The following is a 26,245-nucleotide window of genomic DNA, read 5'->3' on the forward strand; positions in this document are numbered from 1 at the left end:
GTTCGATGGCCGGGTTATAGGCCCACTCATTCTGGGCGTCAACAGCCGATTTCATAAAAAAAGAGAAAATCGACAAGGGATTGATTTTGTTGGAGTATTTTAAGTTCCTCGGATTGAACTGGGCCAGAATGCCCCTTTCGACCGGGAAATCATCGCACGAAACGCTCGCCATGCGGTACCTACATACCGGAACGCCTTCCCTCCCCTGTGAAAACACCCAAACGGCCCGGTGCATAACGAGAATGTCGGGGACACCGGCAATCTTTCGCTTGACTCAGGGCGGACAAAAAAGTGCGCCAGCGGATCTCCGCGGCGCCCTTCCCTTTTCGCTTTCGCGATGGATCAGCCCTTCAGCTTGCCCATGATCTGCTCAAGAAAACCGAGCAGCACGGCCGAGACGACGAAGGCCAGGTGCATCAGCGTCAGCCACATCAGGCGGCCGTCGGTATATTGCTGCACATTGAGGAAGACCTGCAGCAGGTGGATCGACGAGATCGCCACGATGGACGAGGCGACCTTGATCTTCAGGCTGCCGGAATCGAGCTTGCCGAGGAAGGAGACATCCTGCTCCGCCTCGTCGAAACGGCTGACGAAATTTTCGTAGCCGGCGATCATCACCATCAGGATGAGGCTTGCGACCAGCGCGGCGTCGATCAGGCCGAGCATGGCAAGGATCATCTGCGCATCGTCATAGACGAAGACGTTCTTTGCCACCTTGAGGAACTTGTAGAGAAACGACACGGCATAGACGGCGAGCGCGGCGACGAGACCGAGATAGAAGACCACGAGGATCCATCGGCTCGACAGGATGATGCGTTCGACGAAGAGTTCGAGGGATTTCATCTGAAAGGCTCCAGGGATTCGGCTAGTCAATGGTTGATTAACCAATGCCCATGTCGCCCGCAAGACCAAGCGGCGTACAGAAAAAGGGCGGCGTTGAAACGCCGCCCTTTTGTCAGGGGATGAAATCCGTCTTATCGCGCCCGGCGGAACAGGCCCGCGACAAGCGACAGGACCAGAAGGGCCAGGAAGACGAAGAACAGGATCTGCGCAATACCGGCGGAAGCGCCGGCGATGCCGCCGAAGCCGAGCAGGCCGGCGACCAGAGCAATGACGAGAAAGACCACAGCATAGTAGAGCATTTTTGAACTCCTTCTTTATATCGCAGGAGAAACGGCCGGCGTTGAAAAAGGTTCCGGTTCGCCTGCGGTAAAGAAAGACATCGGCAGTGTTTTTTCTTCTTCACAAAACGATACCGCCGCGGCCTTTCGGCTACGGCGGTATGAGCGGAGATTTACGCGGTTGGCGGCCTGCCTAGTGGCGGCGCTCCCAGTCGTCGATCTGCCGCTCGGCCTCCTCCTTGGCGAGGCCGTAACGCTGCTGAATCTTGCCCGAAAGCTCGACCCGGCGACCGTTGATCACGTCGAGATCGTCATCGGTGAGCTTGCCCCACTGAGCCTGGGCCTTGCCCTTGTATTCATTCCACTTGCCTTCGATGATGTCCCAATTCATGTCGCTGTCCTTTCTGTTCGTTGAACGCGTGGCGTTGACGGTAAGAGAAATCCTGCACCCCGGGAAATGTTCCAGGATTTTCAGTGCAGGCGCGCGGCAACCTCTGCCGGATGCGCATTTTCGGCGACGAGCATGCCATCCGCCGGAGGTGCAGTCTCGCGGATCTCGATCTCCAGCCCTTTTTCGCGGCTCATGCGCCAGCTGATCTCGACATCCTCCTCGACCCAGGCCGGATCGATGGCGGCACAGCGGGCATGCACAATGCGCCCCTTGGCGCCGGCCCCACCGAGTGCGACCGGCAGGGCGCCCACGCACTCTTCCATGGATTCGAAAGCGACCTGCGGCGCGGGAAGCTCCTCGCAGGAAAGGCTGCCGGCGTTGCAGCCGATGAGAAGCATGAATGCGGCGATGTGTTCCATTTCACTCTCCCTGATCATCGGTTTGCGCATGCATCTGACGGCCGGAAAATGGAGAGACAGGCAAAAAGGTTCCGCCGGTGGCGAATGGCGCGCCTGTCACATTTTCGGGAACAAATTGCGCGCCGAACCGTTTTCGGGCCATCGCTCGATTGCGAAGCGGACGTGAAAGGAAGCGCAGATGCTCGGCACCATTCTTCTCATCATTCTCATCCTTCTCCTCGTCGGTGCGCTACCGAACTGGGGATACAGCCGGGGTTGGGGCTATGGCCCGTCGGGCGGGCTGGGCCTGATCGTCCTCATCCTCCTCGTCCTTGTCCTGATGGGACGCATCTGACAACCAGAGCCAGCCAGGAGCCGGAACCATGAAGAACACCATCATCGCGCTTGCCCTCGTCGCGTCCACGGTGACGCTTACCGCGTGCAGCCAGACCGAACGCGGCACCGCGATCGGCGCAGCGTCCGGGGCGATCATCGGCGGTGCCGTAACGGGCCGTGCAGGCGGAGCGCTCGTGGGTGCCGCCGTGGGCGGGGCCGCCGGGTACCTCATCGCCCGCTCGGATCGCAGTGGATACTGCATCTACCGCGACCGTCATGGTCGCCGCTACGAGGCCCGTTGCCGTTAACCGGTAAGGCATTGAAAAACGAAACGGGCCTCCAGGCCCGTTTCTTCACGTTGTAGGCAGGGAATATCGAATGCGTTCAGGGATCGCCGCTGGCTTTCCGCTCGGCTTCATCGAGCTTTTCCAGGAGATCGAGCAGCCGATCCGGGACGGGCTCGGTTTCGATGACGTCGTAGAAGGATTTCAGCTTCCGGCCAACCGGACCGTTCGGGTCAAAGGCAGCCTTGGCGGGGGCGTTGCCGCTGCCACGTCTCTTGTCTTTGCTGGGCTCGATCATGCTCTTGTTTCCATCGCGTGCCGCCCGCTATCTTCCTTTTGCCCGAAATTCCCAATAGCAAGTCAGATTTAGCATGCTACCAATAGGTTTCCGCACAATGAACTCTAGCGGAAACGGTTCCGATGCGGAACATATTCAGGGAGAACTCCATGTCACTTTCCACCCGTATCGCACCGCATCTCGCCTATCTCAGGCGTTTTTCCCGTGCCGTCACGGGATCCCAGACGTCCGGCGACGCTTATGTGGCCGCCATGCTGGAAGCGCTCGTTGCCGATATCTCGCTTTATCCGGCAGGGCGTAGCGACCGGATCGCGCTTTACAGGCTCTATTGCACACTCTTCGAGAACCTTGATGTGACACTGCCGGAAAACACCTCGCCCTTCGGCTGGGAACGTCAGGCTGCCGCAAATCTCGCCAACCTGCCACCAGCCGAGCGCAAGGCCTTCCTGCTCGTTGCCGTCGAAGGATTCGACATCGCCGAGGGCGCCGACATCCTCGATGTTTCGGAAGAGCATTTCGGCGAACTGCTCGATCAAGCTTCGCGCGACATTTCCAGCCAGGTCGCGACCGATATCATGATCATCGAGGACGAGCCGCTGATCGCCATGGACATCGAGGACATGGTGAAGGGTCTGGGTCACAATGTGACGGGCATCGCGCGCACCCACTCGGAGGCGGTCGAGCTTTACCACCGCACCGCGCCGCGCATGGTGCTGGCCGATATCCAGCTTGCCGATGGCTCGTCGGGCATCGATGCGGTCAACGACATCCTGAAGAACAGCACGATTCCGGTGATCTTCATCACCGCTTTCCCCGAGCGGCTCCTGACCGGCGAAAAGCCGGAACCCGCCTTCCTAGTCACCAAGCCGTTCAACCCCGATATGGTGAAGGCACTGATCAGTCAGGCGCTGTTCTTCGACGAACAGGCAAGGCTGGCAAAGTCCGCATAACAAAAAGGCCCGCGAAAGCGGGCCTTTTCATTTCTGTCGTGTGCCTATGCTCAGAGCGCAGCGACGACGATGACTTCGACCAGGTAATCCGGCGTCGCGAGCTTGGATTCACCGGTGGCGCGGGCGGGCGTATGGCCCTGCGGCACCCAGGCGTCCCAGACGGCGTTCATCTTCGGAAAGTCCGCCATGTCGGCAAGCCAGATCTGGGTGGAGAGGATGCGGGTCTTGTCCGTGCCGGCCAGCGCCAGAAGGCGATCGACTTCGGCCAGTGCCTGCTTGGTCTGCTCGGTCACGTCGGAGCCGGCCTGACCGACCTGACCGGCCAGATATACGGTGCCATTGTGCACGACGGCGCCGCTCATGCGGGGGCCGGTTTCAAAGCGTTTGATGTCCATGTGTCGTTCCTGTCAGGTCGAAGATCTCTCGGGAAACCCGCAAGCAATTGCCGGCAGGCCCGTCGTCTATAGGGGGCGGAAGGGCTGGGCGCCAGTGGTCATGCGCAAATTCCGCCGCCGATTACGCGCCAGCGGCAAGCTGCTCGCGCGCGCCATCGACGATCTGCTGGATGGACGCATCGATATCAACGGTCACAACGCCGGGCTCGCCGGTGGGATCCTCCAGCGTCGCGAGCTGGCTGTCGAGAAGGCTCGCCGGCATGAAGTGGCCGCGCCGGGCGGTCATGCGGCCTAGAAGAAGCTCGCGGCTCCCTTTGAGGAAGACAAAGGAAAGGTTGCCACCGGCGGCGGCGCGCAGATGGTCGCGATAGATTTTTTTCAGGGCCGAACAGGAAATGACGATGCTCTCGTCCTGCGCGAGCGCGTCGGAGAGAGCGCGACCGATAATGTCGAGCCAAGGCCAGCGGTCCGCGTCGTCGAGCGCGATGCCCTTCGACATCTTCTCTACATTTGCGGCGGGGTGCAGGCTATCGCCCTCGATGAAGGCGGCGGGAAGGGCTGCGGCAAGGCCCTCGGCGACCGAGGTCTTGCCGCAACCGGAAACGCCCATGACGACGATCGCGCGGGCGTTCGTCATCGCGTCAAACCTCAGGCGACGCGCTTGCGGCGTTCGACGCGGGCGCGGATGGCGTCCACATCGACGCGGGGCGTCGCGGCGAAGAGGGTTTTCGTATAGCTGTGCTGCGGGTCTTCGAAGACCTGGTCGCGGCTGCCGTACTCCACGGCCTCACCGAAATACATCACCATCACATCATTGGCGATGTGGCGCACGACCGAGAGGTCGTGGCTGATGAAGACGTAGGTCAGCTGGAACTCGTCCTGCAGGTCGGCAAGCAGGTTCAGCACCTGGGCCTGCACCGAAAGATCGAGTGCGGAAACCGGCTCGTCGAGCACCAGAAGGCGCGGATTGAGCATCAGCGCACGGGCAATCGCCACGCGCTGGCGCTGGCCGCCGGAGAACATATGCGGGTAACGCCCGTAATGCTTCTCTTCCAGGCCCACCTTCTTCAACATGGCCATGGCGCGGTCGCGCCGCTCGTCTGCCGGCACCTTCGTGTTGATGACCAGCGGTTCCGTGAGGATATCGCCGATCTTCTTGCGCGGATTGAGCGAACCATAGGGGTTCTGGAAGACGATCTGCACCTTGCTGCGCATTTCGGACGTCAGCGGCTCGCTGGCGATGTCGACCTTGCGGCCATCGATCAGCATTTCGCCTGACGTGATCGGATCGATCATCGTGACCATACGGGCAACGGTGGATTTGCCGCAGCCGCTTTCGCCGACGATGGCGAGTGTCTTGCCCTGCTCGACCTTGAAGCTCACGCCCTTGACGGCGTGAACGGTCTTGGCAGGTTTCAGGAGACTACCGGGAATATGGTAGTCGCGCTTGAGGTTCTTTGCTTCGAGAACTGGGGTCATCGAACGGCTCCCGCAAAAATCTCGGCGTCGGTCAGCTTTTCGGTGATCGTCGGCAGACGGCCGCCGGTGGCATTTTCCGGCAAGGCGGCAAGCAGCGCCTTGGTATAGACGCTCTTGGGTTCGGAGAAGAGCGAGAGCACATCGGCCTGCTCGATCTGCCGGCCCTTGTACTGCACGATCACGCGATCGGCGGTCTCGGCGACGACGCCCATGTCATGGGTGATGATGATGAGGCCCATGCCGTGCTCGTCCTGAAGCTTCATGAGAAGATCCAGGATCTGCTTCTGGATCGTCACGTCGAGCGCGGTGGTCGGCTCGTCGGCGATCAGAAGCTTCGGGTTGCAGGCCAGAGCGGTGGCGATCATCACACGCTGGCACTGGCCGCCCGACATCTGGTGCGGGAAGTGGCCGAGGCGCTCTTCCGGGTTCGGAATACCGACCGACTGGAAGAGTTCGATGGCCCGGTCACGCCGCGCCTTGCGGCCCAGATCCGTGTGGATGCGCAGCACTTCCTCGATCTGGAAGCCAACCGTGAAGCACGGATTGAGGCTGGCGATAGGCTCCTGGAAGATCATGGCAATATCCTTGCCGATGATCTTGCGACGGTCGCTGTCCGACATGGCCTGCATGTCGCGGCCGTTGAAGGTCAGCACGTCGGCCGTCACCTTCGCCGTCCAGGGCAGAAGGCCCATGGCTGCGAGCATGGAGACGGACTTGCCCGAACCGGATTCACCGACGATGGCAAGGACTTCGCCCTCGTCGACCTTCAGGGATACACCATCCACCGCCCGGAAGGGGCCGGAGGCCGTCTGGAATTCGACGGTGAGGTTTTTGATTTCGAGAAGCGACATCACGACCTCTTCAGTTTGGGATCGAGGGCGTCGCGCAGGCCGTCACCCATGAGGTTGATGGCAAGCACGGTGATGAGGATGGCAAGGCCGGGGAAGGTCACGACCCACCAGGCGCGCTGGATGAATTCACGCGCTTCGGCCAGCATCGTGCCCCATTCCGGCGTCGGCGGTTGGGCGCCCATGCCGAGGAAGCCGAGGGCCGCCGCATCGAGGATCGCCGCCGAGAAGGCGAGCGTCGCCTGAACGATCAGCGGTGCCAGGCAGTTCGGCAGGATCGTCAGGAACATCAGGCGCATGGTACCGGCGCCTGCAACCTTCGAACCGACGACATAATCCTTCGACTTTTCGGTCATCACAGCCGCACGCGTCAGGCGCACGAAATGCGGCTGGTTGACGAGCGAGATGGCGATCATGGCGTTGACCAGCCCCGGCCCCAGCACAGCCACCAGCACGAGCGCCAGCAGCAGCGAGGGAAACGCCAGGATGATATCCATGATGCGCATGATGAACGTATCGACCTTGCCGCGGAAATAGCCGGCGACCAGACCGATCAGCACGCCCGAGACCACCGACAGCGTCACTACGACGAGACCGATGAAGAGCGAGAATCGCGCGCCGTAGATAAGGCGCGAGAGGATGTCGCGGCCGACGGCGTCGGTCCCGAGAATGTGCCCCCAGCTGCCGCCTTCCTGGAAGATGGTCGGCATGAGAAGGAGTTCGCGGTTCTGGGCGCTCGGATTGTGCGGCGCCACGAAGGGCGCGAAGACAGCGACAAACAGAATGATCAGGAACACGAAGAGGCCGATGACGGCGCCCTTGTTGCGCGAGAAGTAGAACCAGAATTCGGAAAGGCCCGACGGCGGCGAACCAACCGTCTTGGTTTCGGCCGTGTTTTGAACAGTGCTCATGGGCCGTCTCCTAGTGCCGGATGCGCGGGTTGATCCAGCCGTAAAGCAGGTCGACCACGAGATTGACGATCATGATGACGGCGGCGATCAGCATCAGGCCACCCTGCACCACGGCATAGTCACGCTTGAAGACGCTATCGACCATCCACTTGCCGATGCCCGGCCAGGAGAAGATCGTCTCGGTGAGGATGGCGCCCGCGAGCAGCACGCCGACCTGCAGGCCGATCGTCGTGATGACGGGGATCATCGCATTGCGCAGCGCATGCACGCCGATGACGCGGAACGGCGAGAGACCCTTGGCGCGCGCGGTGCGGACATAGTCTTCGCCGAGCACCTCGAGCATGGCCGAGCGCGTCTGGCGCGCGATGACCGCAAGCGGGATCGTCGCAAGCACGATGGTCGGCAGGATCAGGTAGGTTACCGCCGACTTGAAGGCGCCGGCCTGTCCGGAGATCAGGCTATCGATCAGCATAAAGCCGGTGACCTGCGGGAAGAAATACATCAGCGAGATGCGTCCCGAGACCGGCGTCCAGCCGAGATAGCCGGAGAAAAAGATGATGAGCAGCAGGCCCCACCAGAAGATCGGCATCGAATAGCCGATGAGCGCGACGCCCATGATCGACTGGTCGAGCCAGGTCCCCCGTTTCACAGCGGCAAGCACGCCAGCCGGAATGCCGAGCAGAACCGCGACGATGATCGCGCAGAGCGCCAGTTCAAGCGTTGCCGGGAAGAGCTGCAGGAAGTCGTCCAGCACCGGCCGCTTGGTCACGATCGACGAACCGAAGTCGCCTGTCACGAGACCGCCGAGATAATCGAAATACTGGACGTACATGGGCCGGTCGAGGCCGAGCTGGTGCATGAGCTCGGTGTGCCGTTCCGGCGACATCACGCGTTCACCCGACATCAGCATGACCGGATCGCCCGGCAGAAGTCGAATGAAGGAGAACGCGATCAACGATACCCCGATAAACGTGGGTATCAGGACGGCAAGCCGTCCGAAGATAAAGCGCAACATGGGAGCCAATCCCTTCTTTTTTGAAAAACCGGCGGCCCGAATGTCTTCGAGCCGCCGGCCATAGCACGCTCTTGGCGGCGTGCGGTCGTCGTATTAACCGATATTACTCGGCAATGTCCACGCCGTCGAAGACGAAGTCACCGAGCGGCGACTGGACGAAGCCCGAGACCTTCTTGCTCATCGGAACGACGGCAAGCGAGTGGTCGAGGGTGTTCCAGGGCGCTTCGCGCTTGAAGATGATCTGGGCCTCTTCATAGAGCTTGGTGCGTTCTGCGACGTCGGAGGTTTCCTTCGCCTTCGTCATCAGGTCGTCGAATTCCTTGTTGCACCACTGTGCACGGTTGTTGCCGCCGACGGCATCGCAACCGAGCAGGGTGTCAAGGAAGTTGTCCGGGTCGCCGTTGTCGCCCGTCCAGCCGAGGATGGCCGCGCCGTCGCGGTCTTTGGCAGACGAGAGCTTCAGGTATTCGGCCCATTCGTAGGAGACGATCTCGGCGGTAACGCCGATCTTGGCGAGGTCGGCCTGCATCAGTTCAGCTGCGCGACGGGCGTTCAGCATATACGGACGGGCAACCGGCATCGCCCAGATCTTCATCTTGAGATCCTTGACGCCGGCGTCTTCGAGCATCTTCTTGGCCGCATCCGGATCGTACTTGTCGTCTTCGACGGCATCGTTGTACGACCACATGGTCGGCGGGATCGGGTTCTTGGCAACGGTTGCCGCACCCTGGAAGACGGCGTCGACGATGGCCTGGCGGTTGACGGCCATGTTGAGGGCCTTGCGGACCTCGACCTTGTCGAACGGCGGAACCAGCGTGTTGTAGGCGAGGTAGGCGACGTTCAGGCCGGCCTGCTCGGAAACGTGCAGGTTCGGATCAGCCTTCAGCTCGGCGACATCGGCGGCGTTCGGGTAGGACATCAGGTGGCATTCGCCGGCCTTCAGCTTCTGCGCGCGAACGGCAGCGTCGGTCGTGATTGCGAAGACGAGGTCGTCGATCTTCTGCGCGCCGCCCCAGTAGTCCGGGTTGGCCTTGTAGCGGATGGCGGCATCCGGCTGGTAGGCGACGAAGGTGAACGGACCAGTGCCCAGCGGCTGCTGGTTCATCAGCTCCATCTTGCCGTCAGCCTGCAGCTTGTCGGCATATTCCTTCGAGACGATCGAGATGAAGGGCATGCCGAGGTTGGCGAGCAGCGGCGCTTCCGGGCGCTTCAGCGTGATCTTGACCGTCAGGTCGTCGACCTTTTCGATCTTGTCGATGACATCAGGCAGGCCCATGCCGGCGAAGTATTCCCAGGAGGCGCCCGGAACGTACTTGTTCCACGGATTGTCGGCCTTGTACTGGCGCTCGAAGGAGAAGATCACGTCGTCGGCGTTCAGCTCACGCGACGGTGTGAAATATTCGGTCGTCTGGAACTTCACGCCCTTGCGCAGCTTGAAGGTATATTCCTTGCCGTCGGCAGAAATTTCCCAGCTCTCAGCCAGCGCAGGCTCCAGTTCGGTCGTGCCGCGCTTGAACTCCACCAGGCGGTTGTAAACCGTGTGGGCTGCGGCATCGAAGGTCTGGCCGCCCGTGTAGAGACCGGGGTCAAAGCCTTCCGGCGACGCTTCCGAGCAATAAACGAAGGTCTTCGACCAGGCGGCCGTCGACATCAGCGAGACGACCGCCGTCGCCGCGAGAAGAGTAGTCAGCTTTTTCATAGTGAGCTTCCCAGGTTTGCTTTTTTGTTCTCTTGTTGCGAGCTCGGGTGCATTTCCAGCCCCGGCTTGCGCGGATGGAACGACATTTGCCGCTCGATTGCAATAAGTCCGCAAACAAATTTGTCCAATCGGAAAAATCTGCAGAACTTTATTCTCCACAGCATTCGAAACCGCTTTAAAAGCGGAACGAATCAGCACCGTCACCCGGTCAATCCCCACCACCCCTGATAGCGGCGACGCAGGGCGCGTGTCATATCAGGACAACGAGGCAAGAGGGGCTGCCCTTTTCTGCTTCACTCCGTGGCGGCGGAATGAGGCAAAAAAGAAAAGGGCAGCCTCACTTTCGTTTTCAGCCTTTGTTTCCAAAGGCTTGGCTATTTTTCCGCAAAAATATCCCTCTCCCATCGCGAAATTGTCGGGCAAAGCCCTTTGCCGCCAGAGATTGCGACGCTAGATTCCCTTTGTGGATTCTGGGGGTGGAGACCACGTGCCCGTGTTGAACAGACATTACCGGCGATACGATTTCGAAGGCGATCTTGAGAAGGCTCTCAATCGCGTAGACTTCTTTCGCATATTTCACACCATGGCGCTGCGCTACGACTTCGAGCATTTCGGCGTGCTGCAGCTCACCAATGAGCACGAGACGAGCCAGCTCGCGATGCGCCTGATGCTGCACGATCTGCCGGCAGGGCTGGCGGAAGCCTATGACAAGCGCCACCGCCTCAACGATTCAACCCTCTTCAAGAGCTTCTACAAGTCGACGATCTCGACCGTCTGGCGCAGCGCCGATCATTTCGAGAACGGTTCGCGCGACGGCTCCGATTTTCTCGACCAGATCGGCTTCGACATGGCGCTGTCCATTCCAGTGCATTCAGTGAACGGCATGCGCTACGTGGTGCTCTTCCTCGGCGACGGGGACGACATTGCCCGCAACGAGCACTACGAAATCTGCTACGAGGCCAATTGCGCCTTCGACTATTTCCACCGCCAGGTGCTCGCCAACAAGGCGGGCATGGGCTTGACCCCCCGCGAGACGGAAATCCTGCGCTGGATTTCCTACGGCAAGACCGCAAGCGAGATCGCCCTCATCGTATCGGTCTCCGAGCACACGGTGAATTCGCACACGGCGACGATCCTGAAGAAGCTCGATGTGGTCAACCGCACGCAGATGGTGGCCAAGGCGATCCGCGAACAGATCATACAGTAACCACACAAACAGGCTCGTAACGCTGCGATAGTAGAGTTAGGGACTTGTTAATGCGCACGGGCTGGATGACAGTAATCTCGGGCGCGGCCCATTCGTTCAATGCAATCAGGTTCACCTACCGCCATGACAGCACCCGTGCATATCCTGCTCGTCGATGACGATCCCGCGGAAAACGTCATCCTCAGCGCGCTGATGCGCAAGGTCGCCAGCTATGCGATCACGCTGCATTATGTCGAAACGGTAGAGGGTGCGCTGGATTTCATCCGGGCAAGCGGCGGGCCGCTGGACATGATCCTGATGGACAATCGGCTCCAGCCGCAGGCGGACTTCCGCGAGACCGTGCCGGAACTGCGCCGCAACGGCTATATCGGACCGGTCGGCGTCATCTCGTCGTCGATCAGCGACGCCTATTTCCAGAAGATCGACGACTACGGCGTCGACTTCCGCATCGACAAGGCCGAACTCGACCCGACGGCCATCGAATTCATTCTGCAGGAATATGTAAAGCGGGACGTCAGCGCCGGGGAGTAACCGTACGCGACGTGCCCGCTTTAAAAGCTGAACCGGCGAAAGCCGGCGTCAGGCCGCCGGCTGCTGCACGATCGGCGCGGTCTCCAGGCCAAGCAGCAGGCCGATCTGCGGGCGCGCCTTGACGAGATCGTCGATCGTGTACTGCTGCAGCACTTCGAAGAAGGCGTTGAGCGCCTTGCGCAGCGCAGAATTGAGCCCGCAGCTATCGACCAGCGGGCACTCGACTTCACCCGCCTCGAAACATTCGGCCATGGCGAAGGAATCCTCCGTTACACGCACGACGTCGAACAGGGTGATCTCGCTTGCCGGCTTCGGCAGACGCACGCCGCCGTTGCGGCCGCGAACCGTCTCGATGATGCCGGCGCGGGTCAGCGGCTGGAGGATCTTGAACAGGAACAGTTCGGAGACCCCATAGGCCCGGGCGATTTCGGGGATGCGGCTGAGCTTTTCACCATTCGCCGCGCAGTACATCAACATGCGCACGGCATAGTTGGTTTGTTTCGTCAGACGCATCGGGAACTCCGAATCCGATTTTGAGGTTCCATCACATATAGGACAGATCGAGATTTAGAACAATTCCAAAAAGCGGAAAATCACATTCATGTTATGGCAGTGGTCGCACGGTTGACTGGAAGGGGCAAGCCGATAAAGACGACTTTGGCAGTAAAGATTAAATTGCACCAGGAGGACCCGATGCAACTGCTTAAGACGTCTCTCGCCACCCTTGCCCTCTCGACCGTCGGCCTGGCCGTTGCCGCGCCTGCTTTTGCAAACGGTGAAGTCAACATCTATTCCTATCGGCAGCCGGACCTGATCAAGCCGCTGCTCGATGAATTCACCAAGGAAACCGGCATCACCACGAATGTGCTCTTCCTCGACAAGGGTCTCGTGGAACGCATCCAGGCCGAAGGCGCCAATTCGCCAGCAGACGTCATCCTGACGGTCGATATCTCGCGCCTCACCGAAGCCAAGGACGGCGGCGTGACGCAGCCGGTCGCAAGCGATGTCATCAACAAGGATATCCCCTCGCAGTATCGCGACCCCGACGGCAACTGGTTCGGCCTGACCACCCGCTCGCGTGTCGTCTATGCCTCCAAGGACCGGGTCGCACAGAACGAGATCACCTATGAGGAACTTGCCGACCCGAAATGGAAGGGCAAGATCTGCACGCGCGACGGCCAGCATTCCTACAATGTCGGCCTCACCGCCTCCATGATCGCCCACCATGGCGAAGCCGAAGCCGAGAAGTGGCTGACCGGCCTCAAGAACAATCTCGCACGCAAGCCGGACGGCGGCGATCGCGATCAGGCGAAGGCTATCCTCGCCGGCGAATGCGATCTCGCGCTCGGCAACTCCTACTATGTCGGCCTCATGCAGACCAACGAGAAGGAGCCGGAGCAGAAGGAATGGGCGGCCGCCATCAAGGTGCTCTTCCCGAATGCCAACGACCGCGGCTCCCATGTCAACGTCTCCGGCATGGCCATGGCCAAGAACGCCCCGAACAAGGACAACGCGGTAAAGCTGATGGAATTCCTGTCGGCCGGCAACGCGCAGCAGATCTATGCCGAGCAGGTCTACGAATATCCGGTCCTGCCGGGTGCCGAGCCCTCCGCGGTCGTCAAGTCCTTCGGCACGCTGAAGGCCGACACGCTGCCCCTCGTCGACATCGCGGCCAACCGCAAGAAGGCATCCGAGCTGGTCGACAAGGTCGGCTACAACGACGGCCCGTCGCAGTAATACCCTGGCCTCCCAAGGCAAACACGGAAACGGCGGCTTTAGGGCCGCCGTTTTCATTTGTCGCGCTTAGCGGATCCTGTCGCTGGTGGACCCGGCGGTGTCCTCGCTTCAGGTCCCCGAAGCTCCTGGCCACAAGCCTGCTTCCCCGCCTCAAGCTCCCACCCCTCTGTCGTCATCCTCGGTCTTGCCCCGAGGATGACGACAGAGGGGTGGGAGGCAAAGAAACACCAAACAGCACCAGGGCCGCCATCTCTCCTACTGCAAATCCGGATCCGACTGGCCGGAGATGATCCGGGCGTAATCCGTGATCTCCTTCTTGCGCTGCGGCGTGCCGGGATGCGTGGAGAGAATATTGGTATCCGACTTGTCGCCGAGCTTTTCCTCCAGCAGCGTGAAGAAGCGGGCGATCGCCGTCGGGTCGTAGCCGGCCTTGGCCATCAGCTCGACCGAGCGGCGGTCGGCCGCGCTCTCGGCATCGCGCGAATAGGAGAGTGCGAGAAGACCGCCGCCTTGCACCAGCACGTCCTCGACGCTGGAGCCGACATCGCCGGCGATCAGCATGATGAGACCCGTCATGCCGGCGGCGCGGTAGAGCTGCCGCAGGCTATGCTCGAGTTCGACATGGCCGATCTCGTGCGCCAGCACGCCGACGACCATCTCCGTGTCCTTGCCGGCCATCTCGACGAGCTGATCGGTGACGACGAGCGTGCCATCCGGCAGCGCGAAGGCATTCGGCCCGATGAAGCCGCCATCGCGGAAATTCAGAGTATAGGCGCCGGCCCCGCGCGGCGACTGGGCGGCGATGCGCGCAAAGCCGTCGGATATCTCCTTGCGCTTGTCCTCGGAGAGCTTGGTCGGCGAAAAAGTCGTCGTGTCGAGTGTCTGCAGCGTGCCCTGCGACATCAGTTCAGGCACGATCGGCGGCGTGGTGAGGATGGCAACCTCGACCAGCGCCGGCACGCCCCAGCGATAGACCATGCCGCCGAGCACGAAGGCCGCGAGCACGATGACGATGAGGCGCAGGCGGAACTGCTCCAGCCAGTGCACCAACCCTGCCCCGCCCTTGCCGCGCGCCGCAAGAAAGCGGTCGATGCCGTCATTGTCCCAGGTCTCGAAGACCGAACCATCGGGAAAGGTCACCCGGCGCGGGATGGAGCCGACGCGGCTGGAAATCTCGATCCAGGAAAGGCCCGCGCCGGCGAGCGGCTTGTCAGCCCCCGACGACAGCGCGGCGACCTCTCCGGCACGCTCGATGAGGCGCGCCTCGACCGAGCGGCTGGAGCCGGCGGGATGCCAGTCGCCATTGGCGATGGCCCCGCCGGTGGTGGTTGCATTCTCAGAAGCCAAAGTCGAAACCTTCAAAGTCCATGAACTCTGCCCCGACGGCCGACCCTTGAGCCTCCAGCGTGCTGAACAGCTCGCCGACGTCGCCGATGAAGGTAACGCCTGTGTGTTCCCAGGTATAGCGCGCCATGCGCACCGCCGCCCAGGGTCGCATCAGACCGAAGGTGAGAAGCGTGACGATGACGTTGCTGATGGCGATCCAGGTGTAGCGGGTGCGCGACAGGTCGCTCATCAGCTGGTGTTTGCCGTCGAAGGTTGCCGCCGACCAGGCGATGTTGCGCACGCCCGCCCTGTAGAACAGGCCGGCAATGCCCATCGTCGCGAAGAGCACGATGTAGCCGATGACAGCGCTGATCACGAGCGGGATCTGCTGTTCTGGCGTCAGCGAGCCGGGTGTCTCGATCATCGGCAGGATGAGCGAGAGGTTCGCGACGACCAGAAGGGCGACGATGCCGAGGCCGACGATGGCGATCAGGAACGACAGGAACCAGGACTTGTAGAGCGGGCCGAGTTTCGGGTCCGTATCGAAGGCCTTGCCACCGTAGCGCAGGTTCGTGCCGATATAGCGCGAAACCCAACGGCTGGCGAGCGGCGTGAGGATGCCGAGCGTGATGATGGCCAGAAAACCGCCAAGAATGAAGGCCTTGAAGGCCCCGCCCGCACCGCCGACGAAATCGAAGCGCACATTCCGATAGCTCGTGACACGCGCGCTGAAGCGCAGCCCCTTGGCGACGAGCCACGGCAGCGCGATCAGCACGGCCAGTGTCGGCAGGAGAACGAGGACCGGCAGGACGGCGGCGATGACGTTCAGCACGATGAAGCCGCCGAGAACGATGAGACGGCCGATGAGGATCTGCAGCCCCCTCGCATGATACTCGAAGGACCGGCCGAGCAGCACGGTATTGCCGAAGAAATAGCGGTTGCGCCGGACCTTCGCCCAGGCGGAATAGATGCCGATCGTCAGGATCGTCAGGAGAACGTTGACGATCCAGATGCCGAAATATTCCGACGCGCGGCCGGTAAATGTAACGCGATGAAAGCCGCCCGCCTGCCCTGCGGGTTGCGGCGATCCTGCCAAAGACATGGTTGCCCCCTTCAAAATACAAAAAGCACGAGGGAGTAACGAACCGCACTTGCGGCCTATTCTTCGCAAAGCACAAAAAACTGACAATGCAAAAGGGCTCCCGCCGGGGAGCCCTTTCCTTGGTCAATCCTTCGGGAGGATCACTTCATCGTCGGCATGACGAACTCGGCGCCGTCCTTGATGCCCGACGGCCAGCGGCTCGTCACGGTCTTGGTGCGGGTCCAGAACTTGATGGAATCCGTGCCGTGCTGGTTCAGGTCGCCGAAGGATGAGGACTTCCAGCCACCGAAGGAGTGGTAGGCGAGCGGAACCGGAATCGGAACGTTGACGCCGACCATGCCGATGTTGATGCGGCTGGCGAAGTCGCGGGCCGCATCACCGTCGCGGGTGTAGATCGCGACGCCGTTGCCGTATTCGTGCTTCATCGGCAGATCGAGCGCTTCCTCGTAGTTCTTGGCGCGAACGACCGAGAGAACCGGACCGAAGATTTCGGTCTTGTAGATGTCCATATCCGGCGTGACGTTGTCGAACAGGCAGCCGCCGACGAAATAGCCGTCCTCGTAGCCCTGCAGCTTGAAGCCGCGGCCATCGACGACAAGATTGGCGCCTTCCTCGACGCCCTTGTCGATGAGGCTGAGGATGCGCGTCTGGGCTTCCTTGGTGACGACGGGGCCCATGTCGGCCTTGTCATCGGTGTACGGGCCGATGCGCAGGCTCTCGATCATCGGAGTGAGCTTTTCGATGAGGCGGTTTGCGGTTTCCTCACCGACCGGAACGGCAACCGAGATCGCCATGCAGCGCTCGCCGGCCGAGCCGTAGCCGGCGCCCATCAGGGCATTGGCGGCCTGGTCGAGGTCGGCGTCGGGCATGATGATCATGTGGTTCTTGGCGCCGCCGAAGCACTGGGCGCGCTTGCCGTTTGAGGCAGCCGTGCCGTAGACGTAGCGGGCGATCGGCGTGGAGCCGACGAAGGAAACGGCAGCGATGTCCGGATGCGCCAGGATGCCGTCGACCGCACCCTTGTCACCGTTGACGACATTGAGGATGCCTGCCGGCAGACCGGCTTCGATCATCAGTTCGGCAAGGCGGATCGGGAGCGACGGGTCGCGCTCGGAAGGCTTCAGGATGAAGGCGTTGCCGCAGGCGATGGCGGGCGCAAACATCCACATCGGGATCATGCCCGGGAAGTTGAACGGCGTGATGCCCGCACCGATGCCGACCGGCTGGCGGATCGAATACATGTCGATGTTCGGGCCGGCGCCTTCGGTGAATTCGCTCTTCATGAGATGCGGGATGCCGATGACGAATTCGCAGACTTCCAGGCCGCGGATGACGTCGCCCTTCGAGTCCTCGACCGTCTTGCCGTGCTCCTTCGAGATCAGCACGGCCAGCTCGTCCATGTGCGTGTTCAGGAGTTCGACGAACTTCATGAAGACGCGGGCACGGCGCTGCGGGTTGGTGGCGGCCCACTTCGGCTGCGCGGAAAGCGCGCTGTCGATGGCGGCCTGCAGATCGGCGTCATTGGCAAGCGCGACCTGCGCCTGAACTTCACCCGTTGCCGGGTTGAACACATTGGCGGTGCGGCCGCTGGTGCCGGGCACCTGCTTGCCGTGAATGAAATGGCCGATCTGGTACATTGGGGAGTCCTCCGTGGTTATGAGGCGATGATCGCACTTCAATTTGCACAACACAATCACCTCCTGTAAGGAACCGTTGTGCAAAAATTAAAGTCGGAGGTGGCATGAACTGGGATGACGCCCGCATGTTCCTCGCCGTTGCCCGCACCGGCCAGATCCTGGCCGCGTCGCGCCGCCTCGGCGTCAACCACGCGACGCTCAGCCGCCGCGTGAGCGCGCTGGAAGAGGCGCTGAAGACCCGTCTGCTGATCCGCCGGACCAATGGCTGCGACCTCACCGCCGAGGGCGAAGCCTTCTTGCGGGCCGCCGAGCGGATGGAGACAGAGATGCTGGCGATGCAGGCGAGCATCGGCCGCATCGACACCGCGGTTGCCGGCACCGTGCGGGTCGGTGCTCCCGATGGTTTCGGCGTGTCCTTCCTCGCACCACGCCTCGGGCGGCTGACGGCGCGACACCCGGAACTGAAAATCCAGCTCGTGCCGGTGCCCCGCTCCTTCTCGCTTTCGCAGCGCGAGGCCGATATTGCGATCACGCTGGAGCGGCCGGAACAGGGCCGGCTCGTCTCGTCGAAGCTGACGGACTATACGCTCGGCCTTTATGCTTCCCGTGACTATCTCGCGGAAAACGGTACGCCGGATACGGTCGAGGACCTGAAGGCCCATCGCCGCGTCGGCTATGTGGAGGACCTGATCTTCACGGCCTCGCTGAACTTCACCGGCGAGATCATGCGCAGCTGGGATGCGAGCTTCGAGATATCCAGCGCCACCGGCCAGACGGAGGCCGTGCGCTCCGGCGCCGGCGTCGGCATCCTGCATGACTATATAGCCCGGCAGTATCCGGAGCTGGTGCGCGTTTTGCCTGACAACACGATCCGCCGCGCCTACTGGACGACATGGCACGAAAGCGCACGCGACCTCACCCGCGTGCGCACCGTCGCCGAATTCGTGCAGGAACTCGTACGACAGGAGCATGCCATCTTCCTGTGACGATCACTCCACGTTGAGCGCGACGGTCCCCGGCATCGGCACCAGCGCGCTCTTAGCCCTTGTCTTCGGCTTCTCGACCGGCTCCTCGGAAACGGTGACCTTCACCGTCTCCTCACCCGGCAGCGGAACACGCACGGCATTGCGGATGACGATCCGCTCCTCCGCCGGCTTTTCCTCCATCACGACCCGGCGCTTCGGTGTGCGGCGCGGCGCGATCTCGACGCTGTCATCGACCACCACGACCGGTTCCGCACGAACCAGCACGGGCTGGCTCTGCGCGTGACCGCTGCCGCCGGCATATTGCAGCATGTCGAACGTGTTGCGCGTCACCGGCTTCATACGCAACCCACCCATGACGGCGGCGATGCGCTCCTGCGACATCGTCGGGTGGCAGAAGCGCAGGCGCACCTGCGCCGCATGGGCACCTACGCGCTCGGCCGAAACGCGCTTGGCGAACTGCCAGGCATAGAGGCAGCTTCCGAAGGTGCCGAGCGGGCCGGTCGCATAACCATAGACGCCCTGCCCGTTCTGGCCCGGCACGTCGCTGATCCGCATGGCAACACCGGGCAGCGCCTTTTGCATCTCGGCGACGATGGCGCGGCGTGTCGGGGCGCGCAGGAAGGTCATGCCCTCGGAGGGCTGGCCGACCCGCACGGTCAACACATTCTCACCCGCCGAAGCCGTGGCGTTGGAATAGACGATGGCCTGCTCGAAGAAACCGCTGCGCGCCGTCTGGCGCACGCTCTGGATACGACCCGATACCAAGGGCAGGTAGGCGACGGCGAAATCCGGCGAGACCTCGGTGGAGATCGGCGGCGCATCCGGATGGATGGCGCCGGTTTCCAGAAAGGGATCGTGCACGGTGGAAGCGCAGCCGGCGACGAGAAGAGGCAGAATGGCAGGAATGAGCCAGCGCATGAGAATCCTATCGCAGGGTAACGGTGGATGCGGAAAGGCCAACGGCCGTCGCCGGATCGTAGAACTGCATGTTCAGGCGGGCGAAGACCGCCTTTGCCTGCCCGCGATTGCCGAGATGGTAATAGGACCAGCCGCGCAGCTGGCTGAGATCCGCCGGTTCGGCAACGAGGCTGGCGCGGGCGTTCAAGGCATCCAGGACATTCTGATACTGCTTGTGATCGAAGGCCGAACGGGCGCGCTGCCAGTAGATTTCGGCCCGGACCTCGCGCTCGCGTTTCTCCGACATCGGATAGGTCGCGACCATGGCTTCGGCATCGTCCGTCAGGCGGCCGCGCAGCAACGTGAGGGCCGCGCCATAGGCGGCGTCCTGCTGCGTACGGCTGTTGTTCAGCGCGGCTTCGAAAGCGTTGCGCGCATCGGCCAGACGGCTGAGTTCCAGATAGCACCAGCCCTTGATCAGCATGGCATCGGCTGAAACCTTGCCGCGCGCTTCCTGGGCGGAGACATCCTTGACGCAGGCACTGTAGCGCTTGGCCTTGAAATGCGCGAGGTAGCTCGTCCCGCCACCGCCAGCGGACGACGACGCAGTGGTATCAGGCATTTCGACGGCCACGCTGCGGCGGCCCTTCGGGGGCTTGGCAACCTTTATCTCGGCCCACATCTCCGGATAAACATCGCGGTATTCATCCTCCAGCGCGGCATAATCCTTCTTCGCGCCGAGACGCAGCAGGCTCAGCGCCAGCCCCTTGACGCGCACCGGCGCACTTTCCCAATCCAGCGACTTTTCGAACCAGGCTTTCGCCGCCTCGAACTGGCTGGAATTATAGGCGTACCAAGCGAGGATTTCCGCATGGTCGGCGTCGGAAGTCGCAAGGATGGCGTTGCTATAGGCCGTCACCGTCTTCACGTCCGCATCCGGCTGATCGGGCTTCGAGAAGCGCAGCGACAGCGCGTTCATCAGGAATTCCGGATCGTCGGAGAATTCCACGATATAATCCTCGGCGATCGCATAGGCCTCTTCCTGCTTGTTTTCGGCGGCAAGCGAGAGATAGAGGCCCTTGGCGTTCTCCTCGTCGCGGCGCTTGGCAAGCGCGGCCTTGAACCAGCGCTCGGCACTTTCTGGCGCCTTCAGCTTCAGATCGTACCAGCCGAGCAGCGAGAGATCCTCGAGGCGATCCCCCTTCTCGGCCGCCGCGCGCAGCTTGGCGACTTCGCCTTCGGCGATCGGCGTCTGACGCTTCTCATCCGCGTTGAAATCGGCGACGTCCTTGCGTGTCAGGTCGAGCTCGACGGGCTGCAACCCGGCCTGCAACAGTGGCGAGGTGGCGAGCACGCCCATCGCCTTGCGCACATCGTCCGATGAAAAATCGCGCGTCGATTTCTGCAGCGTGGTCAGGATCTGCGCATCCGGCAGCCGCTTGTCGCCCTCGCGGAACAGCAGGCCGCGATAGACATTGGTCAGCGCGTCCTTGGCGCCCGTTTCGGCATAGGCGTCGAGCAGCATCCAGACGAGATCGACCTCCGTTTCGGTCGACGGGTCCAGGGTCTTGGCCGCTTCGATGACGCCCATCCAGTCCTTGCGCGCGGTGGCGGCCATCATCTCGACGCGCTGCTGGCGGCGGGCGAGTTTGCCGGAAAAGTCCTCGCTCGGGCTCCACTGCGGATTTTCCGTCTGGCGGCGGCCGATCTCGGCGGCGATGCCGGTGAAATCGTTCTTCTCGTAGAGCGCCCAGAGCGCGGTTTCATCCACCTGCTGCGCCACCGGCGCATAGACATCGGCAGGCACGACGAAATCGGGATATTTCAGCCTCAGCCGGTTCGTCTCGGCCTCGAGCCGGTCCTGCTGTTTCTGTTCGGCATAATAGTAGAGCGCGGCCAGCTCGACTTCGCCGGGGCCGGACTTGGCCTCTTCCGCGAAAGCCAGCGGAGAGAGCGCCGAGGAGCCGAGCAGCAGCGCGGTGAGGAAAAGGGAGGGTTTCATCGATCGGACCTCACGCCCTTGCGCGGCACCGTCAGGCCAAGCCAGGCGGCGAAGAGGCCGAGGCAGGCGAGCACGAGCACGACATAGATCTGGAAATTATCTGAAAACCAGGCGGCCGCGACGCGGCGAAGGTTGCCGGGGCTGCGATCGGCGAGATCGGCGACATACCGGTCGGCGGCCGGAAGGCTGACGAGCGACAGGCTTGCCGTCTCGATGGTCGCCGTGCCGCCCTGCAGGTCGCGCCACACGGCGGGCTCGACCAGTCGCTGCACGCCGGCATCGACATCGCGCGGCGAGTTCGCCTGGATCACCGTCCAGGTGGCGAGGCCATCGGGGGAACGCATCTGCGACAGCGTCACCAATGCCCCCTCGCCATGCGGGGCGACCCGTGCCGTGTTGTCGCCCTCATAGCTCAGCCAGCGGCCGAAGCTGCGCGAGGCAGCGGAGAACCAGAGCTGCGCGCGCGACCCGAAGGACAGGTCGTCCTCCTCGGCCGCCGTCGAATTGTGGAAGGCCTGCAACAGGTCGGCGGTGTCGTTGCCGGTACCGGCGGCACCGTCGGAAACCGACGCCGTGTGCACCGGATCGGGCTTCAGAAGATCGGCAACGGAGGCCGTGACCTCGTCCGCATCCGGGAAGGCTGCCTTGCCGGAGGTGCCGAGGTCGGCAAAATCGTTCTGCGAGGAGACGACGAGCGCATCGCGGCCGGTGCCTTCGGAGGGGGCGCCGATGGCGATCTTCGCCGTCAGCGGCGCGCGGGCGGAAAGGGCGAGGCGCGACAGCATGGTGAGGCCGGCGGCCGCGGACTGGCCATCGGCACGGTCGATCACCAGGTCGAACGGCTTGCCGCCGCCATAGGGATAGGCCTTGCCGGCAAGGGCCGCGAGATCCGGCAGCCGGCCGATGCGGGCCAGCGCCGGCACCTCGATCGCCGTCGTGTCGAGCAGGATGAAGCGCGGCTTGCCATCGTCACGCTCCTCCGGCCGGCAGGCGGCATCGGCCGCCGTCGGCAGCTCGGCCAGCAGTTCGACGCGGTTGGCGCCGGGATGGAAGGCACGAAGCGGCAGTTCGATGCGCTTGCCGTCGAACTGTTCGCCCTCGCGGTTGCGGAACGGGTAGCTCTTCACGACCTTGTCGTTGACGCGCACCAGAAGCTGCGCGGTCTGCTCCAGCCCCGGCGAGGTCGCGGCGTGGAGGCGAAGGTCGAGCGTGGCATATTCCGCCGGATAGAAATCGGCGGGCATGTCGACGGTGAAATCGGTGCGAGACAGGCGGCCGGAGAAGACGCGGGTCTCGTAACCCGTTTCCTTCAGCATGCGCCGTTCGCCGGCGTCGACGACGAGAGCACCCCTGCCCTTTTCGAAGACACCCGTCTTCAGCCCATCGGCCATCGGCCCCTTCACGGCGGACAGGACGGCGGCATTGATATCACCGAGATTGGCGGCGCGCAGCACGACGCGCGCGCGGTCCGCATCTGCACTAGCCTGAACGGAGAGCCCGCGCGGTGCATTGGCAATGCCGAGCTTTGCGAGTGTGGCAGCGCCGGCGCGGTCCATGGCCATGACGAGATCGATGCCCGGACCGGTGCCCGGCTTGTCATCCACCGAGACCGTCACATCGTCTCGGTTGAGGAAGAGGATCAGCGATTGCAGGACCGGTGCGACCTCGTTCAGCGCCTCAGCGCTGAGAGCACCGGGCACGACGATGCGCACATCCGTGCGCTGCGCGGCATTGCGGCGAACGGACAGCAGGCTGTCGAAATCCGTAAACGCCGAGGACGCCGCCGTGGCGAAACCGCTTTGCGCAGGATCGAGCTTCGTCCAGAGCTCATAGGTCGCATCCAGTGCACAATCGACGCGATGGTGCTGGCGGGCGCGCACGCGCACCACATTGCGGCCAGCCTTCAGAAGATCCGGGGCAACGGCGATCTTTTCCGTCAGCACACCGTTCGGCGAGGCGATGGCGAAGCTGCCGGCATCGCGGCCGTTGACCTCGATATCCATCTTCGCGGTATCGGGCAGGACGGAGACCGCATTGATATAGGCGAGGTTCAGCGTGCCGCCGGCCGAGACCTGCGGCCCGTCGAGCGCGAAGGTGAAGGTCGCGACATCGTCCTCGCCCGACAGCGTAAAGGCATCCGCCGACTGCTCGAAGGGCACCAGCATGGCGCCGGCGGCAACGGCTTTCGCCTTTTCGGCCTTCACTTCGACCGGCTGCGGCAGCAGGCCGCCGGAGAGTGCGGGACCGGACAGCGCGGTGCCTTCCAGCAGCGGCTTGACGGCATCGGCAACCAGCCCTTCCGCTCGGCCGGCACCAGCCGAGGCGATGAGGAGGGCAAGGCCCAGCGTTCCGAGAAGAGGGGTCTTAGCCATAGGCCTGGGCTCCTGTGAGGACCGGCGGCAGCTCTGCAGCACGGCCGGGGATCTGGGCATTGTTGTCCTTGACGGTGATCGGCGCGTCGGCGGCGGAGGTCACGGCCCCCTCGCGGATGAGGCCGGCGGAGTAGCGCAGCGCCCGCAACGTCTCGCGGATGCTCCAGAGCGCGAAGCGCGAGGTGCCCCAGAAGAAACTGCGGCGGATCTGGCGACGCGACAGTCGCTCCTGCAACACCGCCTGATCGGAGAACATCAGTTCGGCGATCGCCATGAAGGTTTCCGGCGTGCGCTCCTTGTAGGCGAAGCCGTAGACGGCGCCTTCGCCCTCGCCGCGGCTGGAACGGGAGATCACGTCGAAGGCGATGATCTGGCCGGCGCGGCGCAGCTGGATCGTCGCTTCCAGCGGTGTATCGAGATCGATTGCCGGCGCCTGTTCGACGAATTCCACCGAGATGCCGCCCGAGGAGGCATCCTGGATGATGATGTTCTTCAGCTTGCCATCGACCCTCATCAAAGCATGGCGCTTGACCGGCAGGCGCTGGTTGCGGCGCAGTTCGCGGCGTTCGGCAACGACGCCGAGAGCGGCCCCGGCAAGGCCGAGATTGATGAGGTTCCAGCCGGCGACGATGGTCAGAAGCTCGGTCGCGACCGGCTCCGTCAGGAAGCGGTAGCCGGAGTAAAGGGCGGCCGCGAGCAGAACGAAGAAGATGATGAAATAGGGCCGTGCCAAGGGCGAGAGCATGCTGCGGTCGAGCGTCTGGCCCTTTGCCGTCACGTTGAAGGTCGGCTTGCGCGGGTTGCGCACGACGGAGACGATCGAGCCGAAGAGCAACACCGACTGGACATATTCATAGAGTTCGGAGACCCAGGGCCAGCGCACGCGGCCGTAGAGATAGCTCTGCATGGCGAAGGAGCCGATGAGATAGGTCACCGCATAGGAGGCGAATTCGAGAATGTTCGCCTGATAGATCTCCAGCGAGAAGAAGATGTAGAGCAGCGGCGAGAAGACGAAGGCGAGACGCGACAGCGGGAACAGCCAGAACAGGTTGATGCCCGCGTAGCAGATGCGCTGGGAAAGCGTCAGGCCCCTGGCAAGGAACGGACGGTTCAGGATCAGGATCTGCAGCATGCCCTGGCACCAGCGGGCGCGCTGGCCGATAAAGGAGACGAAAGTCTCCGGCTGCAGGCCGGCGATCAGCGGCTTGTCGACATAGAGGCTGTGCCAGCCCTTGGAATGCAGCGCGAGCGCTGTCTCGCAATCCTCGGTGATCGACTGGCCGGAGAAACCGTTCGCCGAAGACAGCGCCGAACGCCGCAGCACCGCCGCCGAGCCGCAGAAGAACGACGCGTTCCACTTGTCGAGCCCGCGCTGAAGGATCGAATAGAACATTTCGTTTTCGGACGGCATACGCGCGAAGGTCTGGAGGTTCTTTTCCAGCGGATCCGGGTTCAGGAAATAGTGCGGCGTCTGGACGAGGAAGAGCTTCTTGTCCTTGGCGAAATAGCCGACGGTCTCGCGCAGGAATTCGCGCACAGGTGCATGGTCGGCATCGAAGACGACGACGAGTTCGCCATGCGAGACCTTCAGCCCCTCGTTGAGATTGCCGGCCTTGGCATGGTCGTTCTGCTTGCGGGCGTGATAGACGACGCCGAGCGAGGCGCAGAGTGCCTTCAGCTGTTCGTGCCGGCGGATGGCGGCGATCGAAATGCGCGGATCCTTGTGATTGCGCTTGGCCTCGGTGCCGCCGTCGTCGAGCAGATAGACGGTCAGCTTGTCCTTGGGATAGTGCAGCGACTTGGCGGCGGCGAGCGTGCCGGCCAGAAGCTCAGGCTCCTCGTTATAGGACGGAATGAAGACGTCGACGGTCGGAAGATCGGCGGCATCGCCAAGCTCCGGCGCCTTGCGCTTCAAGGGATCGGCCAGCATGAAGAAGCTGATCGCCAGCATGGCGAGGCAATACATCTCGGCGAGATAGAGGATCAGGCCGGGAATGAAATTCAGCGGTTCGTAGATGCTCGGCAAGGTCTCGGTGGTCCGCCAGAAGGCGTAGCGCATGGCGAGAATGCCGGCAAAGATGAAGGTGACGAGCCGCAGGGTGGTGTTCTCGGGGCGTGTCATCGCCAGGAACATCACGCCGAGCACGGCGAAACTCAAAATAAGCTGGGCCTGGAGGCTGAGTGGCAGCCAGAGAAGGAACAGCCCGATCATGCCAGCGGGAATCGCCAGCCACTTGACGCACGTCATGTGCATTTGAAGAACCCCATTTGCATCGCGGCAGCGCGTCATGCGGACCGGTTCCCGTCATGAGAACGGGATGAC

At 62.5% G+C, this 26,245-nt stretch carries 27 protein-coding genes; 7 read left to right on the forward strand and 20 right to left on the reverse strand.

The window, feature by feature from the left end:
* Positions 1–342: 342 nt before the first annotated feature.
* The 4 genes from MUU55_RS11545 to MUU55_RS11560 all read right to left on the reverse strand — a co-directional run bounded on the left by MUU55_RS11545 (position 343) and on the right by MUU55_RS11560 (position 1,931).
* Positions 343–843: a TIGR00645 family protein gene (locus MUU55_RS11545; RefSeq protein ID WP_244760921.1), complete on the reverse strand. Its 501-nt coding sequence runs from the start codon at positions 841–843 to the stop codon at positions 343–345.
* Positions 844–974: 131 nt separating this feature from the next.
* Positions 975–1,142 carry a DUF1328 domain-containing protein gene (locus tag MUU55_RS11550; protein ID WP_117368344.1) on the reverse strand — a complete coding sequence of 56 codons (168 nt, stop codon included), beginning with the start codon at positions 1,140–1,142 and terminating at the stop codon, positions 975–977.
* Positions 1,143–1,314: 172 nt separating this feature from the next.
* Positions 1,315–1,512, reverse strand: a complete 198-nt coding sequence (locus MUU55_RS11555) for a CsbD family protein (protein WP_244760922.1) — start codon at positions 1,510–1,512, stop codon at positions 1,315–1,317.
* 80 nt (positions 1,513–1,592) lie between these two features.
* Positions 1,593–1,931 carry a hypothetical protein gene (locus MUU55_RS11560; protein WP_244760923.1) on the reverse strand — a complete coding sequence of 113 codons (339 nt, stop codon included), beginning with the start codon at positions 1,929–1,931 and terminating at the stop codon, positions 1,593–1,595.
* A 178-nt stretch (positions 1,932–2,109) separates the two neighbouring features.
* Here MUU55_RS11560 and MUU55_RS11565 point away from each other — a divergent pair, with 178 nt between their 5' ends.
* Together MUU55_RS11565 and MUU55_RS11570 are read left to right on the forward strand one after the other, a co-directional pair.
* Positions 2,110–2,265, forward strand: coding sequence for a DUF3309 family protein (locus MUU55_RS11565; protein ID WP_244760924.1), 156 nt, complete (start codon positions 2,110–2,112; stop codon positions 2,263–2,265).
* Between the two features lie 28 nt (positions 2,266–2,293).
* Positions 2,294–2,554 carry a YMGG-like glycine zipper-containing protein gene (locus tag MUU55_RS11570; protein WP_244760925.1) on the forward strand — a complete coding sequence of 87 codons (261 nt, stop codon included), beginning with the start codon at positions 2,294–2,296 and terminating at the stop codon, positions 2,552–2,554.
* Between the two features lie 76 nt (positions 2,555–2,630).
* Here MUU55_RS11570 and MUU55_RS11575 read toward each other — a convergent pair whose 3' ends face one another.
* A complete protein-coding gene (locus MUU55_RS11575; RefSeq protein WP_244760926.1) occupies positions 2,631–2,828 on the reverse strand; it encodes a NepR family anti-sigma factor in 198 nt (65 codons plus the stop codon).
* Positions 2,829–2,977: 149 nt separating this feature from the next.
* Here MUU55_RS11575 and MUU55_RS11580 point away from each other — a divergent pair, with 149 nt between their 5' ends.
* The gene (locus tag MUU55_RS11580) at positions 2,978–3,778 is read left to right on the forward strand and encodes a response regulator (RefSeq protein ID WP_244760927.1); all 801 of its coding nucleotides are present in this window, start codon (positions 2,978–2,980) and stop codon (positions 3,776–3,778) included.
* A 50-nt stretch (positions 3,779–3,828) separates the two neighbouring features.
* Here MUU55_RS11580 and MUU55_RS11585 read toward each other — a convergent pair whose 3' ends face one another.
* From MUU55_RS11585 to MUU55_RS11615, 7 genes are all read right to left on the reverse strand, one after another.
* Positions 3,829–4,173, reverse strand: a complete 345-nt coding sequence (locus MUU55_RS11585; protein ID WP_244760928.1) for a RidA family protein — start codon at positions 4,171–4,173, stop codon at positions 3,829–3,831.
* Positions 4,174–4,294: 121 nt separating this feature from the next.
* Complete coding sequence (locus MUU55_RS11590) at positions 4,295–4,810, reverse strand: gluconokinase (RefSeq protein WP_244760929.1); 516 nt, start codon at positions 4,808–4,810, stop codon at positions 4,295–4,297.
* 11 nt (positions 4,811–4,821) lie between these two features.
* Positions 4,822–5,652 (reverse strand): dipeptide ABC transporter ATP-binding protein, encoded by an 831-nt coding sequence (locus tag MUU55_RS11595; protein ID WP_244760930.1) that lies wholly within the window; start codon positions 5,650–5,652, stop codon positions 4,822–4,824.
* Positions 5,649–6,503, reverse strand: coding sequence for an ABC transporter ATP-binding protein (locus MUU55_RS11600; RefSeq protein WP_244760931.1), 855 nt, complete (start codon positions 6,501–6,503; stop codon positions 5,649–5,651). The genes MUU55_RS11595 and MUU55_RS11600 overlap by 4 nt, the downstream gene beginning before the upstream one ends.
* Complete coding sequence (locus MUU55_RS11605) at positions 6,503–7,411, reverse strand: ABC transporter permease subunit (protein WP_244760932.1); 909 nt, start codon at positions 7,409–7,411, stop codon at positions 6,503–6,505. Before MUU55_RS11605 ends, MUU55_RS11600 begins: the two co-directional genes overlap by 1 nt.
* A 10-nt stretch (positions 7,412–7,421) precedes the next feature.
* Positions 7,422–8,426, reverse strand: a complete 1,005-nt coding sequence (locus MUU55_RS11610; protein ID WP_244760933.1) for an ABC transporter permease subunit — start codon at positions 8,424–8,426, stop codon at positions 7,422–7,424.
* A gap of 103 nt (positions 8,427–8,529) precedes the next feature.
* Positions 8,530–10,125 carry an ABC transporter substrate-binding protein gene (locus MUU55_RS11615; protein ID WP_244760934.1) on the reverse strand — a complete coding sequence of 532 codons (1,596 nt, stop codon included), beginning with the start codon at positions 10,123–10,125 and terminating at the stop codon, positions 8,530–8,532.
* Between the two features lie 493 nt (positions 10,126–10,618).
* Between MUU55_RS11615 and MUU55_RS11620 the strand changes: the two genes are divergently transcribed.
* Both MUU55_RS11620 and MUU55_RS11625 read left to right on the forward strand, forming a co-directional pair.
* Positions 10,619–11,332: a helix-turn-helix transcriptional regulator gene (locus MUU55_RS11620; RefSeq protein ID WP_244760935.1), complete on the forward strand. Its 714-nt coding sequence runs from the start codon at positions 10,619–10,621 to the stop codon at positions 11,330–11,332.
* A gap of 123 nt (positions 11,333–11,455) precedes the next feature.
* Entirely contained in the window at positions 11,456–11,863 is a 408-nt protein-coding gene (locus tag MUU55_RS11625) for a response regulator (RefSeq protein ID WP_244760936.1), read from the forward strand.
* Between the two features lie 48 nt (positions 11,864–11,911).
* Here MUU55_RS11625 and rirA read toward each other — a convergent pair whose 3' ends face one another.
* Positions 11,912–12,376, reverse strand: coding sequence for an iron-responsive transcriptional regulator RirA (gene rirA, locus MUU55_RS11630; protein WP_244760937.1), 465 nt, complete (start codon positions 12,374–12,376; stop codon positions 11,912–11,914).
* A gap of 180 nt (positions 12,377–12,556) precedes the next feature.
* On the opposite strand from rirA, the gene MUU55_RS11635 reads away from it, so the two are divergent.
* Positions 12,557–13,600: a Fe(3+) ABC transporter substrate-binding protein gene (locus MUU55_RS11635; RefSeq protein WP_244760938.1), complete on the forward strand. Its 1,044-nt coding sequence runs from the start codon at positions 12,557–12,559 to the stop codon at positions 13,598–13,600.
* A gap of 255 nt (positions 13,601–13,855) precedes the next feature.
* Here MUU55_RS11635 and MUU55_RS11640 read toward each other — a convergent pair whose 3' ends face one another.
* The 3 genes from MUU55_RS11640 to MUU55_RS11650 form a co-directional block, all read right to left on the reverse strand.
* Entirely contained in the window at positions 13,856–14,947 is a 1,092-nt protein-coding gene (locus MUU55_RS11640; RefSeq protein ID WP_244760939.1) for a M48 family metallopeptidase, read from the reverse strand.
* Complete coding sequence (locus tag MUU55_RS11645; RefSeq protein ID WP_244760940.1) at positions 14,937–16,028, reverse strand: YjgN family protein; 1,092 nt, start codon at positions 16,026–16,028, stop codon at positions 14,937–14,939. Before MUU55_RS11645 ends, MUU55_RS11640 begins: the two co-directional genes overlap by 11 nt.
* A 140-nt stretch (positions 16,029–16,168) precedes the next feature.
* Positions 16,169–17,665, reverse strand: a complete 1,497-nt coding sequence (locus MUU55_RS11650; RefSeq protein ID WP_244760941.1) for a CoA-acylating methylmalonate-semialdehyde dehydrogenase — start codon at positions 17,663–17,665, stop codon at positions 16,169–16,171.
* Positions 17,666–17,769: 104 nt separating this feature from the next.
* Here MUU55_RS11650 and MUU55_RS11655 point away from each other — a divergent pair, with 104 nt between their 5' ends.
* The gene (locus tag MUU55_RS11655; protein WP_244760942.1) at positions 17,770–18,651 is read left to right on the forward strand and encodes a LysR family transcriptional regulator; all 882 of its coding nucleotides are present in this window, start codon (positions 17,770–17,772) and stop codon (positions 18,649–18,651) included.
* A gap of 3 nt (positions 18,652–18,654) precedes the next feature.
* Here the strand turns inward: MUU55_RS11655 and bcsN are convergent, their stop codons facing one another.
* Genes bcsN through bcsA form a run of 4 tightly spaced genes read right to left on the reverse strand, consistent with a single transcriptional unit; the run spans position 18,655 to position 26,176 of the window.
* Positions 18,655–19,569, reverse strand: coding sequence for a cellulose biosynthesis protein BcsN (gene bcsN, locus MUU55_RS11660; protein ID WP_244760943.1), 915 nt, complete (start codon positions 19,567–19,569; stop codon positions 18,655–18,657).
* Between the two features lie 7 nt (positions 19,570–19,576).
* Positions 19,577–21,550 carry a hypothetical protein gene (locus MUU55_RS11665; protein ID WP_244760944.1) on the reverse strand — a complete coding sequence of 658 codons (1,974 nt, stop codon included), beginning with the start codon at positions 21,548–21,550 and terminating at the stop codon, positions 19,577–19,579.
* Positions 21,547–23,922: a cellulose biosynthesis cyclic di-GMP-binding regulatory protein BcsB gene (locus tag MUU55_RS11670; RefSeq protein WP_244760945.1), complete on the reverse strand. Its 2,376-nt coding sequence runs from the start codon at positions 23,920–23,922 to the stop codon at positions 21,547–21,549. The genes MUU55_RS11665 and MUU55_RS11670 overlap by 4 nt, the downstream gene beginning before the upstream one ends.
* Positions 23,915–26,176, reverse strand: a complete 2,262-nt coding sequence (gene bcsA, locus MUU55_RS11675; RefSeq protein ID WP_244760946.1) for a UDP-forming cellulose synthase catalytic subunit — start codon at positions 26,174–26,176, stop codon at positions 23,915–23,917. Before bcsA ends, MUU55_RS11670 begins: the two co-directional genes overlap by 8 nt.
* Between the last annotated feature and the right edge of the window lie 69 nt (positions 26,177–26,245).

The sequence above is a fragment of the Shinella curvata genome (assembly GCF_022899935.1).
GTDB lineage: Bacteria > Pseudomonadota > Alphaproteobacteria > Rhizobiales > Rhizobiaceae > Shinella > Shinella curvata.